The sequence below is a fragment of the Streptomyces sp. CB02923 genome, assembly GCF_001905005.1.
Classification (GTDB): Bacteria; Actinomycetota; Actinomycetes; order Streptomycetales; family Streptomycetaceae; genus Streptomyces.
On sequence record NZ_LWKZ01000024.1, the window covers coordinates 484,765 to 498,971 of the forward strand.

14 protein-coding genes are annotated in these 14,207 nt (G+C 73.1%); 6 read left to right on the top strand and 8 right to left on the bottom strand.

Annotation, left to right across the window (positions count from 1 at the left end; all coding sequences use genetic code 11):
• Nucleotides 1-156 precede the first annotated feature (156 nt).
• Nucleotides 157-1,050 carry a helix-turn-helix domain-containing protein gene (locus tag A6A06_RS25415; protein WP_073763649.1) on the bottom strand — a complete coding sequence of 298 codons (894 nt, stop codon included), beginning with the start codon at nt 1,048-1,050 and terminating at the stop codon, nt 157-159.
• A 159-nt stretch (nt 1,051-1,209) separates the two neighbouring features.
• Between A6A06_RS25415 and A6A06_RS25420 the strand changes: the two genes are divergently transcribed.
• Both A6A06_RS25420 and A6A06_RS25425 read left to right on the top strand, forming a co-directional pair.
• Nucleotides 1,210-2,259, top strand: coding sequence for an NAD(P)-dependent alcohol dehydrogenase (locus tag A6A06_RS25420; RefSeq protein ID WP_073763651.1), 1,050 nt, complete (start codon nt 1,210-1,212; stop codon nt 2,257-2,259).
• A 273-nt stretch (nt 2,260-2,532) separates the two neighbouring features.
• Nucleotides 2,533-2,736, top strand: a complete 204-nt coding sequence (locus tag A6A06_RS25425; protein ID WP_073763653.1) for a cold-shock protein — start codon at nt 2,533-2,535, stop codon at nt 2,734-2,736.
• A gap of 144 nt (nt 2,737-2,880) precedes the next feature.
• Here A6A06_RS25425 and A6A06_RS25430 read toward each other — a convergent pair whose 3' ends face one another.
• The 3 genes from A6A06_RS25430 to A6A06_RS25440 form a co-directional block, all read right to left on the bottom strand.
• Nucleotides 2,881-4,227, bottom strand: a complete 1,347-nt coding sequence (locus A6A06_RS25430) for an aspartate aminotransferase family protein (protein WP_073763655.1) — start codon at nt 4,225-4,227, stop codon at nt 2,881-2,883.
• Complete coding sequence (locus A6A06_RS25435; RefSeq protein WP_073763657.1) at nt 4,224-5,078, bottom strand: nitrilase-related carbon-nitrogen hydrolase; 855 nt, start codon at nt 5,076-5,078, stop codon at nt 4,224-4,226. Before A6A06_RS25435 ends, A6A06_RS25430 begins: the two co-directional genes overlap by 4 nt.
• A 124-nt stretch (nt 5,079-5,202) precedes the next feature.
• Nucleotides 5,203-6,564, bottom strand: a complete 1,362-nt coding sequence (locus tag A6A06_RS25440; RefSeq protein ID WP_073763659.1) for a hypothetical protein — start codon at nt 6,562-6,564, stop codon at nt 5,203-5,205.
• 446 nt (nt 6,565-7,010) lie between these two features.
• On the opposite strand from A6A06_RS25440, the gene A6A06_RS25445 reads away from it, so the two are divergent.
• On the top strand, nt 7,011-7,943 hold the full coding sequence (locus A6A06_RS25445; RefSeq protein WP_073763661.1) for an MBL fold metallo-hydrolase: 933 nt from the start codon (nt 7,011-7,013) through the stop codon (nt 7,941-7,943).
• Here the strand turns inward: A6A06_RS25445 and A6A06_RS25450 are convergent.
• Nucleotides 7,925-8,725 carry an MmyB family transcriptional regulator gene (locus A6A06_RS25450; protein ID WP_073763663.1) on the bottom strand — a complete coding sequence of 267 codons (801 nt, stop codon included), beginning with the start codon at nt 8,723-8,725 and terminating at the stop codon, nt 7,925-7,927. The genes A6A06_RS25445 and A6A06_RS25450 overlap by 19 nt on opposite strands.
• A 344-nt stretch (nt 8,726-9,069) precedes the next feature.
• Between A6A06_RS25450 and fabG the strand changes: the two genes are divergently transcribed.
• The 3 genes from fabG (at nt 9,070) to A6A06_RS25465 (ending at nt 11,185) form a co-directional block, all read left to right on the top strand.
• A complete protein-coding gene (gene fabG / locus A6A06_RS25455) occupies nt 9,070-9,774 on the top strand; it encodes a 3-oxoacyl-ACP reductase FabG (RefSeq protein ID WP_073763665.1) in 705 nt (234 codons plus the stop codon).
• Between the two features lie 272 nt (nt 9,775-10,046).
• Nucleotides 10,047-10,478, top strand: a complete 432-nt coding sequence (locus A6A06_RS25460) for a MarR family winged helix-turn-helix transcriptional regulator (protein ID WP_073763667.1) — start codon at nt 10,047-10,049, stop codon at nt 10,476-10,478.
• A 155-nt stretch (nt 10,479-10,633) separates the two neighbouring features.
• Entirely contained in the window at nt 10,634-11,185 is a 552-nt protein-coding gene (locus A6A06_RS25465; protein WP_073763669.1) for an isochorismatase family protein, read from the top strand.
• Here the strand turns inward: A6A06_RS25465 and A6A06_RS25470 are convergent.
• The 3 genes from A6A06_RS25470 to A6A06_RS25480 all read right to left on the bottom strand — a co-directional run bounded on the left by A6A06_RS25470 (nt 11,166) and on the right by A6A06_RS25480 (nt 14,142).
• Nucleotides 11,166-11,741, bottom strand: a complete 576-nt coding sequence (locus A6A06_RS25470) for a TetR/AcrR family transcriptional regulator (protein ID WP_242440931.1) — start codon at nt 11,739-11,741, stop codon at nt 11,166-11,168. The two genes, A6A06_RS25465 and A6A06_RS25470, sit on opposite strands and share 20 nt — an antisense overlap.
• Before the next feature lie 110 nt (nt 11,742-11,851).
• Nucleotides 11,852-13,531, bottom strand: a complete 1,680-nt coding sequence (locus A6A06_RS25475) for an amidase (protein ID WP_242440932.1) — start codon at nt 13,529-13,531, stop codon at nt 11,852-11,854.
• 137 nt (nt 13,532-13,668) lie between these two features.
• Nucleotides 13,669-14,142, bottom strand: a complete 474-nt coding sequence (locus A6A06_RS25480) for a MarR family winged helix-turn-helix transcriptional regulator (RefSeq protein WP_242440933.1) — start codon at nt 14,140-14,142, stop codon at nt 13,669-13,671.
• Between the last annotated feature and the right edge of the window lie 65 nt (nt 14,143-14,207).

Here is a 14,207-nt window from a genome sequence, read left to right on the forward strand (position 1 = left end):
GACGGACGGGCGGCGGCCACGGGGCGCGCGGCGGAGCGTACGGACGGCGCGCACCCGGGCGCCGGGAAGCTGGTGGGCCCCGCCGGAATATTCACAACGGGGCCCAGTCGTACGGTACCCAGCCGGGCGTCCGCACAACAGACCGCGTCACCGCTTTCAGGACACCGAAGGCACCGAAGCCGCGGCCTCCGACGGCCGCTCCGGGGCGCCGGCCGGCTCCGCCGCCCACTCCGCCAGCCGCCGCAGCGCCCGCGCCGAGGCCGACCCGGGCTCGGCGTGATAGGTGACCAGCTGCTGGTCAGGATCGGCCGGCAGGGTGAGCGTCTCGTACGCGAGCGACAGCGGCCCCACCAGCGGGTGCGACAGCCGCTTCCGGCCGAAACCCTTGTCCTGTACGTCGTGGGCCGCCCAGATCCGCCGGAAGTCCGCGCTCGTCGCGGACAGCTCGTCGATCATCGTGCACAGCTTCGGGTCCTCCGGGAACCGGCCGACGTCGCGCCGCAGATGGGCGACGATGTGCGCCGCCTTCTCCTCCCAGTCGGCGTACAGCTCCCGCGTCGCCGGGGCGAGGAAGAGCTGCCGGGCCATGTTGCGCTCCTCGGGCGGCATCGCGGCGAAGTCGCCGAGGAGCGCGCGGGCGAGCCGGTTCCAGCCGAGGATGTCCAGCCGCCGGCCGACCACGTACGCGGGGACGCCGTCCATCGCGTCGATCAGGTCCTGGAAGGCGGGACGCATCCGCTGCGGCCACAGCGCGGGGCGCAGACGCGGGGAGGCCGGCCTGACCAGGTGCGTCAGGTGGGAGCGCTCGGCCCGGGTGAGCCGCAGCACGTCCGCGATCGAGTCGAGCACCGCGGTGGAGACGTTCCGCCCCCGCCCTTGTTCGAGCCGTATGTAGTACGCCACGCTGACCCCGGCCAGCTGCGCCAGCTCCTCCCGCCGCAGGCCGGGCACCCTGCGCCGCCCGCCGTAGTGCGCCAGACCGACGTCCTCGGGCCGGAGCCGGGCGCGGCGGGAGCGGAGGAATTCGCTCAGTTCGGTGCGCTGGTCCATCCCTGAATTATGGCGCGTGCCGCCCGGGGACCGGCGGCGAGGGGCCGGGGCGCTCCTCGCGGCAGAGGGGCCAGGGTGGTCCTCGCAGTAGTAGGAACGCCGAGCGTAGGTTCGACAGGGCACTGGTTGCCCCGCGCACGCAAGCCCACCCTGGGGAGCATGAACTCTGTTCCCGCATACGCAGCACCCGCTCCGAAGGCTCCGCTGGAGCGCACCACCATCGAGCGCCGGGAGCTGGGCGCACACGACATCCTCATCGACATCAAGTTCGCGGGCATCTGCCACTCCGACATCCACACCGTGCGGGCGGAGTGGGGCGACGGCGGGCACTTCCCGATCGTCCCCGGCCACGAGATCGCGGGCGTGGTCAGCGAGGTCGGCCCCGAGGTGACCCGGTACGCGGTCGGCGACCGGGTCGGCGTCGGCTGCTTCGTCGACTCCTGCCGGGAGTGCGAGAACTGCCTGGCCGGTCTCCAGCAGTACTGCACCGGCGAGCTGGGCCAGGTCGGCACGTACAACGCCGTCGGCCGGGACGGTGTGGCCACCCAGGGCGGCTACTCCACCCACCTCGTCATCGACGAGAACTACGCGCTGAGCATCCCGGAGAACCTGCCGCTGGACGCCGCCGCGCCGCTGCTGTGCGCCGGCATCACCCTGTACTCGCCGCTGGCGCACTGGAAGGCCGGCCCCGGCAAGAAGGTCGCCGTCGTGGGCCTCGGCGGCCTCGGCCACATGGGCGTCAAGATCGCTCACGCGATGGGTGCCGAGGTCACCGTACTGAGCCAGTCACTGCGCAAGCAGGAGGACGGCCTGCGGCTCGGCGCCGACCACTACTACGCCACATCGGACCCGGAGACCTTCGAGAAGCTGGCGGACAGCTTCGACCTGATCGTCAACACCGTCTCCGCCCAGCTCGACCTCAACGCCTACCTGGGCCTGCTGCGCACCGACGGCACCCTCGTCCAGCTCGGCGCGCCGGAGCACCCGCTGCCCATCGCGCCGTTCGCCCTGATCGGCAACCGCCGGTCCTTCGCCGGCTCGCTGATCGGCGGCCTCCAGGAGACCCAGGAGATGCTGGACTTCTGCGGCGAGCACGGCATCGCCTCGGAGATCGAGGTGATCACCGCCGACCGGATCAACGAGGCGTACGAGCGGGTGCTCGCCAGTGACGTCCGCTACCGCTTCGTGATCGACACCGCGACGATCTGACGGCCGCGGGCCCCGTGCCCGCGCCCCGTGCCCCGGGTGCCGCCGGTCCGGCGACACCCGGGGATCACCGTCGGTACTGTCCCGGCGACAGGTTCCGTGCTACCGTCAAAACAGTTGCAGTTTTGGTACCCATAAACGTTATGTGCGCCTGACGGTATGTAACCGTCGGGCGCATTTTGTTTCTGCCGGTCACATCCGGATGGGCTCAATTGCGGCGACCCTGGAACCCGCACAGTGCGGATTCCTCAACTGCCTCGATCGAAGGATAAAGACATGGCAACCGGCACCGTGAAGTGGTTCAACTCCGAAAAGGGCTTCGGCTTCATCGAGCAGGACGGCGGCGGCGCCGACGTCTTCGCCCACTACTCGAACATCCAGGCCCAGGGCTTCCGCGAGCTGCAGGAGGGCCAGAAGGTCTCCTTCGACGTCACGCAGGGCCAGAAGGGCCCGCAGGCCGAGAACATCGTTCTCGCCTGACGCCGACGCGTAGCGCGCGAGCCGGAACTTCACCCGAACGGGTAAGTGTCCGGCTCGCGCCTTTTTGTTCCGGCGCCGAATTCCCGCTCCGCGCCGCTCACCCACGACACTTTGCGTACGGATACCGGCCCCACCGGGCTTTCCTCAGGCCGGTGACAGCCCGCGCTCGGCCACCCGCAGGGCCTCCGCGAGGATTCCGGCGCCCTCCTCCGCCTCCGCCGCGGTCAGGGACAGCGGGGGCGCGATGCGCAGGACGGCACCCGTCAGTCCCCCCTTGCCGATGAGCAGACCGCGCTCACGGGCGGCTTCCACGACGAGGCTCGCCGCCTGCGGCGACGGTTCGCCGGTGCCGGGCACGACCAGTTCCACGCCGATCATCAGACCGCGCCCGCGTACTTCCCGTACGGTCCCGCGCTCCGCGCCGACCGCCCGCAGCCGCTCGATGAGCAGGCCGCCGACGCGCCGGGCGTTGCCCTGGAGGTCGTGTTCGAGGAGGTGGTCGAGGTTGGCCAGGGCCGCCGCCATGGTCACCGGGCTGCCGCCGAAGGTGGAGATGGAGTTCGCGGCGAGGCAGTTCATCACTTCCGCGCGGGCGACGACTCCGCCGACGGACATGCCGTTGCCGATGCCCTTGGCGAAGGTGAGCAGGTCCGGCGGGCCGTTGCCGGCATGCGCCTGCCAGCCCCAGAAGTGGTCGCCGGTACGGCCCCAGCCGGTCTGCACCTCGTCGGAGATCCACAGGATGCCGTGCCGGTCCAGCACCTCGCGGAAGGCCGCGTAGAGCCCGTCGGGCGGCGAGGTGAAGCCGCCGACGCCCTGCACCGGCTCGGCGATCAGCGCGGCGACGCCCGCCGTCTGGCCGATCAGGTCCTCCAGGTCGGCGACGCAGGCACCGATGTACGCGGCGTCGGAGAGCCCGGCGTACGGGCCGCGGCTGCGCACGCCCCCGTGCACGTACAGCGTCTGGAGCGGGGAGAGACCGGTCGGTGACCAACTGGCGTTGCCGGTGATGCCGACGGCCGAGAAGGACCGGCCGTGGTAGCTGTTGCGCATCGCCAGGATCTGGTGCGAGCCCCGGTACGCCGTCGCCAGCAGGAGCGCGGTGTCGTTCGCCTCCGTACCGGACGTGGTGAAGAAGACCCGGGCGTCGGGGATGCCGGAGAGCGCGGCGATCCGCTCCGCCAGGTCCACCATGGGGCGGGAGAGGTAGAGCGTCGAGGTGTGCAGGATGCGGCCGGCCTGCCCGGTGACCGCCTCGGTCACCGCGGGCAGCGCGTGGGCGGTCATGGTGGTGAGGATGCCGCCGAAGAAGTCCAGGTAGCGGTTGCCCTCCGCGTCCCAGACGTGCCGGCCTTCGCCGTGCGTCAGCTCGATGGGCCGCTCGTACAGCAGCGTGAGCCAGTCGGGCAGGACGGCGCGGTGCCGGGCGCGCAGGTCCGCGCCCGCCGCCGCGGCCCCGGAGCCGTTCCGGGGCGCGCGCGGGGCCGTCATGGCCGGATCAGACCCTCGTACGCGTCGGGGCGGCGGTCCCGGTAGAAGGCCCACTGCTGCCGCACCTCGTCGATCAGGCCGAAGTCCAGGTCGCGTACGACCAGCTCCTCCTTGGTGTCGCTGGCGACGTCGCCGACGAACTGCCCGCGCGGGTCCACGAAGTAGCTCGTCCCGTAGAAGTCGTTGTCGCCGTACTCCTCCACACCGACCCGGTTGATCGCCGCGACGAAGTACTCGTTCGCCACCGCGGCGGCGGGCTGCTCCAGCTGCCACAGGTAGGCGGACAGGCCACGGGAGGTGGCGGAGGGGTTGTAGACGAGCTGGGCGCCGTTCAGGCCCAGCTGGCGCCACCCCTCGGGGAAGTGGCGGTCGTAGCAGATGTAGACGCCGATCCGGCCCACGGCGGTGTCGAAGACCGGCCAGCCGAGGTTGCCCGGCTTGAAGTAGTACTTCTCCCAGAAGCCCTTGACCTGCGGGATGTGGTGCTTGCGGTAGGTGCCGAGCACGGTGCCGTCGGCGTCGATGACGGCGGCGGTGTTGTAGTAGAAGCCGGACTGCTCGACCTCGAAGACCGGCACCACGATCACCATGCCGGTCTCGCGGGCCAGTTCCTGCATCCGGCGTGTGGTGGGGCCGTCCGGCACCGGCTCGGCCCAGCGGTAGTGCTCCGGCTCCTGGACCTGGCAGAAGTACGGTGCGTTGAAAACCTCTTGGAAGCCGATCACCTGCGCGCCCTGCGCGGCCGCCGCCCTGGCGTGCTCCTCGTGCTTCGCGATCATCGAATCGGTGTCGCCGGTCCAGGACGCCTGAACCAGTGCGGCGCGTACGACGTTACGGACAACATCGGCCATGAGCTGCTCCTTCGTCGAGCCGTCGGCCACGGGCCATGCGGATCTACGCGTGTGGAGGCGACCGTAGGCCTCGTGCAGCGACGAGGCAAGACCATCTCCCCCACGGACGGGGCGGGGCACGGGATCAGCCCGCGCCGCCGACGCGCAGGGCGTGGGTGATGTCGCGGTGGCGATGCGGCGAGACTCCGGCGGCGGCGTCCAGGAGCAGCGGGGTCAGCTCGTCCGGCGCGCTTGCGGCCGCCTCCACCGCCTCCTCGGGCGTACGGGCCCGGACGAGCGCCGCGAACAGTTCGCGGGCCTGCGCCGGGCGGCCCGCGCCCAGCAGCGCCAGCGCCGTGTGCGCCACCTCCTCGACAGGGCGGGCGACGCCCTGGCGCAGCAGGCGCGCGCTCTCCGCCGTACGGCCCGCTGCGGCGAGTGCGTCGGCGGCAGCGGCGAGCCGGGCGGGCGGCAGGCAGGCCGCCTCCCAGAGCAGCGTCGGCACCTCCGCCGCCAGACCGGCGTACTCCAACTCGCCTATCAGAACGGGCAGTCCGGCCGGGTGTGCGTGAGCGGCTGCGCACAGCAGGGCGTGTGCTTCGCCGCCGCGCCCGGCCGCCCGCAGCCGGGCGAGGCGGGTGGCGCTGGTGGACGTACGAGGAGGGAGGGGCGCAGGGGGCGGCGGGGCGGGCTCGCGGGGGCCGCGGGCGGGGTGGGGTGCGCCGGGGCCATCGGCCGGACCGGCCTCGTCCGCACCGGCGAAGCGCGCCCCGCGGGGTGCCGGGCGGGGCGCCGCCACGGGCTCCCCGGCGGGGCTCCCGCTGGTGTCCCATCCGGGACTCCCGCTCCCGTCCGGTGCTCCCGGTGACTCCGGGGTCTCCATCACCTCCAGCCCGGCGAACCGCGCACCCGTGGGCCGCCAAGGCACTTCCCCGCTCCCCGCCCCGCCCGCATCCGGGGCAGGACCGGCGGCGCCGCCCGGGAACCGGCGCGCCGCCGCCCGCTCGGCCAACGCATCGATACGGCCCTGGAGTTCGCGCGCACGGGCACCGGACCGTACGTGGTCGTCACGGGCCCAGGCCAGTTCGTCGGTCAGCCGCTCCGCGCCGGGCCCGTCGGCTGCCGCCCGCAGTGCGGCGAGCAGTTCCCGTTCGCGCAGCGCCGCGTACTGCCGCTCGCGCAGCATCACGTCCAGCCGGTCCCCGAGGCGGCCGGGCGCGTCCGGCCGGGCGTCGTACGCGGCGACCGCCTCCTCGTGGAGCCGTCGCGCCCGTGGCCCCGCGGTGCGTACGCAGTGTTCGCCGCGGCGGCCCGCGAGGTCGTGCAGCAGCGACGCCACCACGTCCCAGGGCGGTACGTCCTCCCCGTCCAGGCAGGCCCGCATCCCTTCGGGGTCGCGGAGCGTGAAGACCCCGTACCACCCGGCCGTCTCGTCGAGCAGCCGCGTCAGCCCGCGCAGGAAGCGTGCGAACTCCTCCACCGGCGTACCCGGTTGTTCCCCTGTCACGTTCCTCTCTCCCCTCCCCCCGGCCCCCGTCCGTCCCCACCTCACGCCCGGCCCGCATTCGGCACCAGCCGTGTTTCGGCCTGGATTCCCGCCGCGCTGCGGGCGGTTTTCCGTGCCCTCCCGGGCGTGCGGGGCGGCTGTCCGCCGTTGCCGGTGGTCGGGCCCGCTCCGCGGACGTGGCCGAGATGCTCCGGTGCGCCGTCGTGATCGCGGCGGGTGAGACTGATCACCGTCCGTGCGGGGCGGGCCCGCCATGGTGCGGCGCTATCGGCCGGAACGCGCGTAATCAGCCATCTTGAGTGGGTGTCCCCTGCACGTGGTGAGTACATTGGCCCTGCGGAGCCGGGGTGATCACTTCGTCGGGGTTCCTTCCGTCGGGGTCCACCGCCAGGTCCGTACGCCGCTCCGCCGGCGGCAGCGACACCTCACGAGAGAATGGACCTTCCTTGAGCACGCCCCGCCTCGTCCCGCTCTCCCCGACCACCTGGGCGTGGACGCACGACAGCACCGCCTGGGGTTACAGCAACTGCGGGCTCGTCGCCTCCGACGGCGAGGCGCTCCTGATGGACACGCAGTTCACGTTGCAGGACACCCGGGAGCTGCTGGACGCGGTCGCCGCCGCCGTACCCGGCGCGACGATCACCACCGTGGTCAACAGCCACCAGAACGGCGACCACACGTGGGGCAACGAACTGGTCGGGGACGCGGAGATCATCACGTCCGAGGCGTCCGCCGCGCACCTGTGCCAGGAGATGACCCCGGACATGCTGACGGCCCTGAGCCGCAGCGAGCCGACCACCGCGGTCGCCGCCTACGCCGTCGAGCACTTCGGCGGTTTCGACTTCGGCGGCATCACCGTCACCGGGCCGACCCGGACCTTCACCGGCAGCCTGGAGGTGGCCGTCGGCCGCACGGCGGTGCGGCTGCTCGACCTCGGTGCCGGGCACAGCGCGGGCGACGTCGCGCTGCACGTCCCCGAGGACGGCGTGGTGTTCACCGGTGACGCCCTGTTCCGCGGCGGCCACATGATCGTCTGGTCGGGCTCGCTCTCGTCCTGCGTCACCGCCTGCGACACGCTCCTGGCCACCGGCGCGACGACCTTCGTGCCCGGCCACGGCGGGATCACCGACCGGGCGGGCGTCACGGAATTCCGCGACATGCTGTCCCGGGTCCAGGAGACGGCCACCGCCCACGCCCGCAAGGGTACGGAGCTGGCCGAGGCGGCCCGTCTGGTCAAGGCGGAGCACGCGGGCGCGCTGGCGCACCCCGAGCGGCTGTTCACCGCCGTCGCCGCGGCCTACCAGGAGGCGGGCGCGGAGAACGTTCCGAGCACCACGTTCGACCTCGTCGAGGGCATGGCTCAGCTCGCCGCCGGGTAGTCGCACGGCACCACCAGCATGAACCGCTGCGTACGGTCGCCGAGCGGCGCGAAGCAGCGGAAGGTGACCTCGAACTCCTCGTCGCCGTGGCCGGGCAGGTACAGCCAGCGCCGGTCGCCGTCCGGGTGGGTGACCGTCGTGAGGTCGTCGTTGAGCAGCCGGGCCGCGACCCTGTCGCGTTCCTTGATCTCGGCGACGACCTCCGCCAGCCTGCGGTTCTCCGGCTGCTCGGCGGCGGCCAGCCGGAGCTGGGACGCCATCGGCTTGGCCCAGGCCTCCTCCCAGTCGATCAGCTGGAGGCGGGCCTCGGGGTAGGTCAGCGCCCAGATCATGACGTTGATGCCGTGCTTCATCCACGGCCAGTCCTGCTCGCACGCCGCGTTGTACAGGAGGACGTCCCACGCCGCGTCGGACAGGTACGCCGGCCAGGGCTGCACCTGGACGAGCGCGGTCGTCGACGGGTCCACGGAGCCGGCCGGGCGGTACAGCGGCGGCGGCGCCTGCCCCCGCACGAAGACGAAGAGAGTGTGCCGCTGGGCCTCGTCGAGGTCGAGGATGCGCACGATGCGCTCCAGCCACTCGGCCTTCGGCTTCTCGATCCGGCCGGACTCCAGCCTCCGGTACCAGCCCTCGGTGACGCCGGTGAGCGCCGCCATCTCCGCCTGGGTGATGCCCCGGCGGCCCCGGTGGCCGAATCTCGCGGTGAAACCGGGCACCTGGTGGGGGTCCCGGCGGCCGCGCCAGTCACGCAGGAAGTCACCGGCCCGGTGATTACTGGACATCCTTCGCCAAACTCCCCATCGATTCGGTAAAGGGATCGAAAAGTTACGGCCGACTCTAACCCGATGTCGCCACGCACCGACCCCGTCCGTACCCGTCCCCTCCGCATCAAATATCACCCCAAAACCGTCGCCACCTCTCAAATAACCCCACAGACCGGCACCGCGCCTACCGGAACTCCTGGTGCCGGTCACTTCAGGTGACCGGCATCGGGCAAGAACGATCAGCCGGTTCATGTCAGAGTGACTCCCCGTGCGAGGCACCGCACGGCGCCCCCGCGGGCGTTCCGCCACCCCGCGCCCGCCCCGGCGGAGCCGGGCCCGCCGGCCGCAACCGAGAGGCACCCATGAGCCGCAGCGTCTTCATCACCGGTGGCAACCGGGGTATCGGCCTGGCCATCGCGGAAGCCATGGCGGCCGACGGGGACAAGGTGGCCGTCACGTACCGCTCGGGTGAGCCGCCCGCCGGCGTCCTGGGGGTGCGGTGCGACATCACCGACCCGGAACAGGTCGAGGCGGCGTTCCGGCAGATCGAGGAGGCGCACGGCCCGGTCGAGGTCCTGGTGGCCAACGCCGGCATCACCCGCGACGCCCTGCTGATGCGGATGTCCGAGGACGACTTCGGCGACGTCGTGGCGACCAACCTCACGGCCGCGTACCGGCTGGCCAAGCGCGCCACCCGCGGCATGCTGCGCGCCCGCAAGGGCCGGATGGTCTTCATCGGCTCGACCGTCGGCCTGCGCGGCGAGGCCGGGCAGGCGAACTACGCGGCGGCCAAGGCCGGACTGGTCGGCCTGGCCCGCTCACTCGCCCGCGAACTGGGCTCGCGCGGCATCACCGCCAACGTGGTCGCCCCCGGCCTGACCCGTACCGACATGGCCACCGCGCTGCCCCAGGAACGCCTGGACGCCATGCTGGAGCAGGTCCCCCTGGGCCGGATGGCCCGCCCCGCGGACATCGCCGCGGCGGTGCGCTGGCTGGCCGGCGACGAGGCGGCATACATCACCGGTGCCGTCATCCCGGTGGACGGCGGCGCCGGCATGGGCCACTGAGCCCCACGACAGTCGCACACTTCTCGACCGCCTCCCCGCGCCCTCCCCGGCGCCGGGAGACAGAAACCTGCCCCACGAGGGACGGTGCCGTGAGTGCTTGGACGGGGGTCAGGCACTCACGCACCGGGGGCGGAAAGGGCCTGTGAGGCGCCGGTGACCGGCGTCTCACAGGCACAGCACGCGGGCGGCCACGGCGCACGAGGGCGGCGGGCCGATCATCAGGTCGACAGGCAAACTTGCAAGTTCACCTGTCGTGATTCTACGGTGCCGGTATGCCCGACCAGGAACAGGAACGTCTGGCGGCCGACCTCGGCGCCACCGTCGGCCTCCTCATGCGACACCTGCGCGCCGTCTCGCAGCAAGGCGCGCTGACCGCTTCGCAGCGTTCGGCGCTGGCCCGGATCGACACCGAGGGGCCCACCACCATCGCGGCGCTGGCCCGCGCGGAACTCGTACGGCCCCAGTCGATGCGGCTGACCATCGGCGCCCTGGAGGAACAGGGAGTGGTGCGGCGCAGCCCGCATCCGACCGACGGCCGACAGGTCGTCTTCTCCCCCACCGAGGACGGACGGCGGATCATCGGCGAGGCCCGGCAGGCCAAGCAGAACTGGCTCGCCGTCGCCATCGCCGAACGCCTGGACCCGGCCGAACAGCGAACGGTGGCCGAGGCCACCGGGCTGCTGCGGCGGCTGGTGCGGGACTGAGGGCGGGCGCCGTTCCCGATTCCCGCCCGCGCCCTGATTCCCGCCCCGACTCCCGTTCCGATCCCCGACCCTGTTCACGTTCCTGTTCCCGACGGACGCCCCACCGGACGCCGCTCGCCCCGCGAGCGCCCTTCACACACCCAGGAGCCGGACACATGCCCGTCACCGCACTCGACGCCACCACCGCCCTCCTCGTGATCGACCTGCAGAAGGGCATCACCGCCCTGCCGTGCGCCCACCCCACCTCCGAGATCGTCGAACGCTCCGCCCGGCTCGCCGCCGCCTTCCGGGCGCGGGACCTGCCCGTGGTCCTCGTCAACGTCGACCGCGGCGCTCCGGGCCGTACGGAGGCCGGTACGCGCGGGGGCACGCCGCCCGCCGACTGGACCGAACTGGCCCCGGAACTCGACCGGCAGCCCGCGGACCTCACCGTCACCAAGCAGACGTGGGGCGCCTTCCACGGCACCGGCCTCGACGCGGAACTGCGCCACCGGGGCGTCACCCAGGTCGTCGTGACGGGCATCGCGACCAGCATGGGGGTGGAGTCCACCGCCCGTGCCGCGCACGAGCACGGCTACCACGTCACCGTCGCCACGGACGCGGTGACCGACACGGACGAGGAAGCGCACCGCCGCGGCCTGGAGAAGATCTTCCCGCTCCTGGGCGAGACCGGCTCCACGCAGGAGATCATCGGCCTGCTGGGCTGACTGTCCCCGGCCGCGGCGACGCGGGCGGGCGGGCTTCCGGGGCCGCGCCCCTGGCCAGGAGCAGCAGGGCGTCGACCAGATCCTCGGCGGTCGATCCGGTGGCCAGGCGCCGCAGTTGCTGCCCCGTGACCAGGGCGACCACGGTGCCCGCCAGCCGCTCGGCGTCGGCGACCCCCAGCGCCGCCAGGATGCGGGCCGCCAGCCGGTCGTACGCGGCGAAACACTCGGCCGCGGCGGTCCGCAGCCGCTCGTCGCGGCCCGCCTGGACGTACAGTTCGAACGGCGCGATGTGCTCGCTGTCGAACTCCGTACCGCCCGCGACCTGGCCGACCAGCGCCGCGGCCTCGGCCAGGCCGATCCGGTCGAGGCGGCTGTCCGCGGCCAGTTCGGTGAACCGCCGGGTCTCCTCGGCGACGAACCGCAGCAGGCTCTCCCGCAGCAGGTCGTGCTGCGTCGCGAAGTGGTACGTCACCGAGCCCAGCGAGACACCGGCTTCCTTCGCGATGCGCCGGTTGGTGACGGCGGCGACGCCGTCCCGCCCGATGATGCGCAGCACGGCACCGATGATGCAGCGCCGGGTGTCGCTCGTCTGCCCCGGGACGGGACTCTTTTGCCCCGGTACGGGGGCGGAGTCGGCCGATGACGGGCCGGGCGCGGGGTCCGCCGTCATCGGTCCGCCGCATCCGCCGGACCGGCCGCGCCCGCCGTGCCCGCCGACCTCGTCGTCCCCGCCGTCCCCGCCGACCTGAGCCGGTCCGCCGCCACCATCAGGCTCCGGATCCGCTCCCGCCCCCGGCCGCGGACTCCCTCCTCCTGCAACTCCCGACCGCTTCCCCGACCGCTCTCCCGACCGCCACCGGCCCCCGGCCCCCGCGCCGCGTGGCCGTCACCCGCCGTCGTCCCCGCGCCCTGTCCCACCGCCTTCTCTCCCGCCGCTTCCTCGGGCCACCGCTCGTGCCACCTCGACTCCTCTTCGAGCTGGGCCGCCAGCGAGATCAGCAGCGGTTCCGAGTGGGCCGGGCCGAGGAGTTGGGCGCCGAGCGGGAGCCCACCCGTGGTGAGGCCGGCGGGGACGCTGATGCCCGGCCAGCCGAGGACGTTCCACGGCCAGGCGTACGGGCACGCGGCGATCATGGCCCGGTCCGTCTGCCAGCCGTTCATCCGCGCGAGCGTGCCGATGCGCGGCGGCGGCGCGGCCGTGGTGGGCGTCAGTATGACGTCGTACGGGCCGAACAGCGCGCCCACGCGCCGGTGTTGCCGCTCTTCCGCCCTCCGCGCCCCGCGCAGCAAGGGGCCGCCGAGCAGCCGTCCCAGCCGGGCCGCGTCGCGCGTACGGCGGTCCAGCAGGGCGCGGTCGGGCGCCCGCTCCACCCATTCCCGTACGCCCGTCGTCGCCCGCGGCACGAAGGCGAGGCCGATGAGCCCGTAGTCCGGTTCGGCCTCCTCGACCTCGTGGCCGAGGCGCGCGAGCGTGCGGGCGAGGGCGGTGACGGCGGACCGTACCTCCGGGTGGAGGGGCTTGGGCGTACCGGTGAAGGCCGGTTTCCAGGAGAGTGCGATGCGCAGCCGGCCCGGGGCGCGGTCGGCCGCCGCGCGCGCCGCGACGGGGCGGGGCCGGTGCAGGTCGCCGTCGTGGTTGCCGGCTGCGGCGTCGAGCAGCAGTGCCGCGTCGCGGACCGTGCGGGCCAGCGGGCCCAGCACCGTGATGCCCTGGAACGACTCCGCGTCGGGCCAGGTCGAGATGCGGCCGCGCTGGGGCTTGATGCCGACGAGGTGGGTCCAGGCGGCGGGGATGCGGACCGAGCCGGCGCCGTCCGTGCCGAGGGCGGCCGGTATCAGACCGGCGGCGACGGCCGCGGCCGAGCCGCCCGACGAACCGCCGGGCGTGTGGCCGGGGTTCCAGGGGTTGCGGGTGTCGCCGAAGGCGGGGCCTTCGGTGAACGGCCACTGTCCCAGCTCGCAGGCGTTGGTCTTGCCGACGACGACCGCACCGGCCGCGCGCAGCCGCCGTACGGCCTCGGCGTCCGCCCGCTTGGGCGGGAACTCCCCGGCACACCCGAACGCGGTGGGCTCGCCCGCCACATCGGTGTCGTCCTTGACGGCGACCGGCACGCCGAGCAGTGGCAGCCGCTCGCCCGCGGCGAGCCGCCGGTCGGCCTCGGCGGCCTCGGCGAGCGCGGCCTCGGCGCGGACCCGCCGGAAGGCGTTGACCGTGCCCTGGGTGGCGTCGATGCGCTCCAGCGACCGCCGTACCAGCTCGGCCGAGGACACCTGTCCCGCCGCCAGTGCCGCGGCCTGCTCGGCCAGCCCTTCGTACTCCCTGGTGCCGTTGTCCCGTATGCCCATGGCTCCCCCTCGGCGGCACTGTTCGTTCGAACGAACAGCTTCGACGGTAACCGGGCCGGGCGCCCGCTTCAACGGTGCGGCCGTGGCGCGCGCAGGCGACCGGCGGGGCGGGCCCGGAGTTCCGTGCGGCCCGGATGTCAGAGCTGGTCGCGTCCGAGTTCCGCGAGGCGGGTCAGGGCCGGCAGCGCGTCGGCGAGGGCCTGCCGCTGTCCGGAGGTCAGCCGGGCCACCAGGGGTTCCAGGTGGCGGGTCCGGTCCGTGTGGCGGGTGCGGCCGATCCGCCGGCCCGCCTCGGTGATCCGGACGAGGACGGCGCGCCCGTCACTGGGGTCGGGGCGGCGTTCCACCAGCCCGTCGCGCTCCAGCCGGGTGACCAGTTGGGTGATGCCGGGCTGGCTGACCTGCTCGGCCCTGGTCAGTTCGGTCAGCCGCAGCGGCCCTTCGGCGTACGCGAGGGTGTCCAGCACGGAGAGGGTCGTGAGGGACAGCTTCTCCGGGGTGGGGAGCCGGACGTAGAAGCGGTTGAAGTACTCGATCGTGGTGGCGAAGGCGTCCACGTCCAGGTCGCCGTCCGGGGAGGGGGGCGGGTGGTCGTTCAGGTCGTCGTTCACACGAGAAAACCTATCGTACGGTTATTTAACGCCCTTATGCTCCCGATGTGTCGTGATGCGGACGA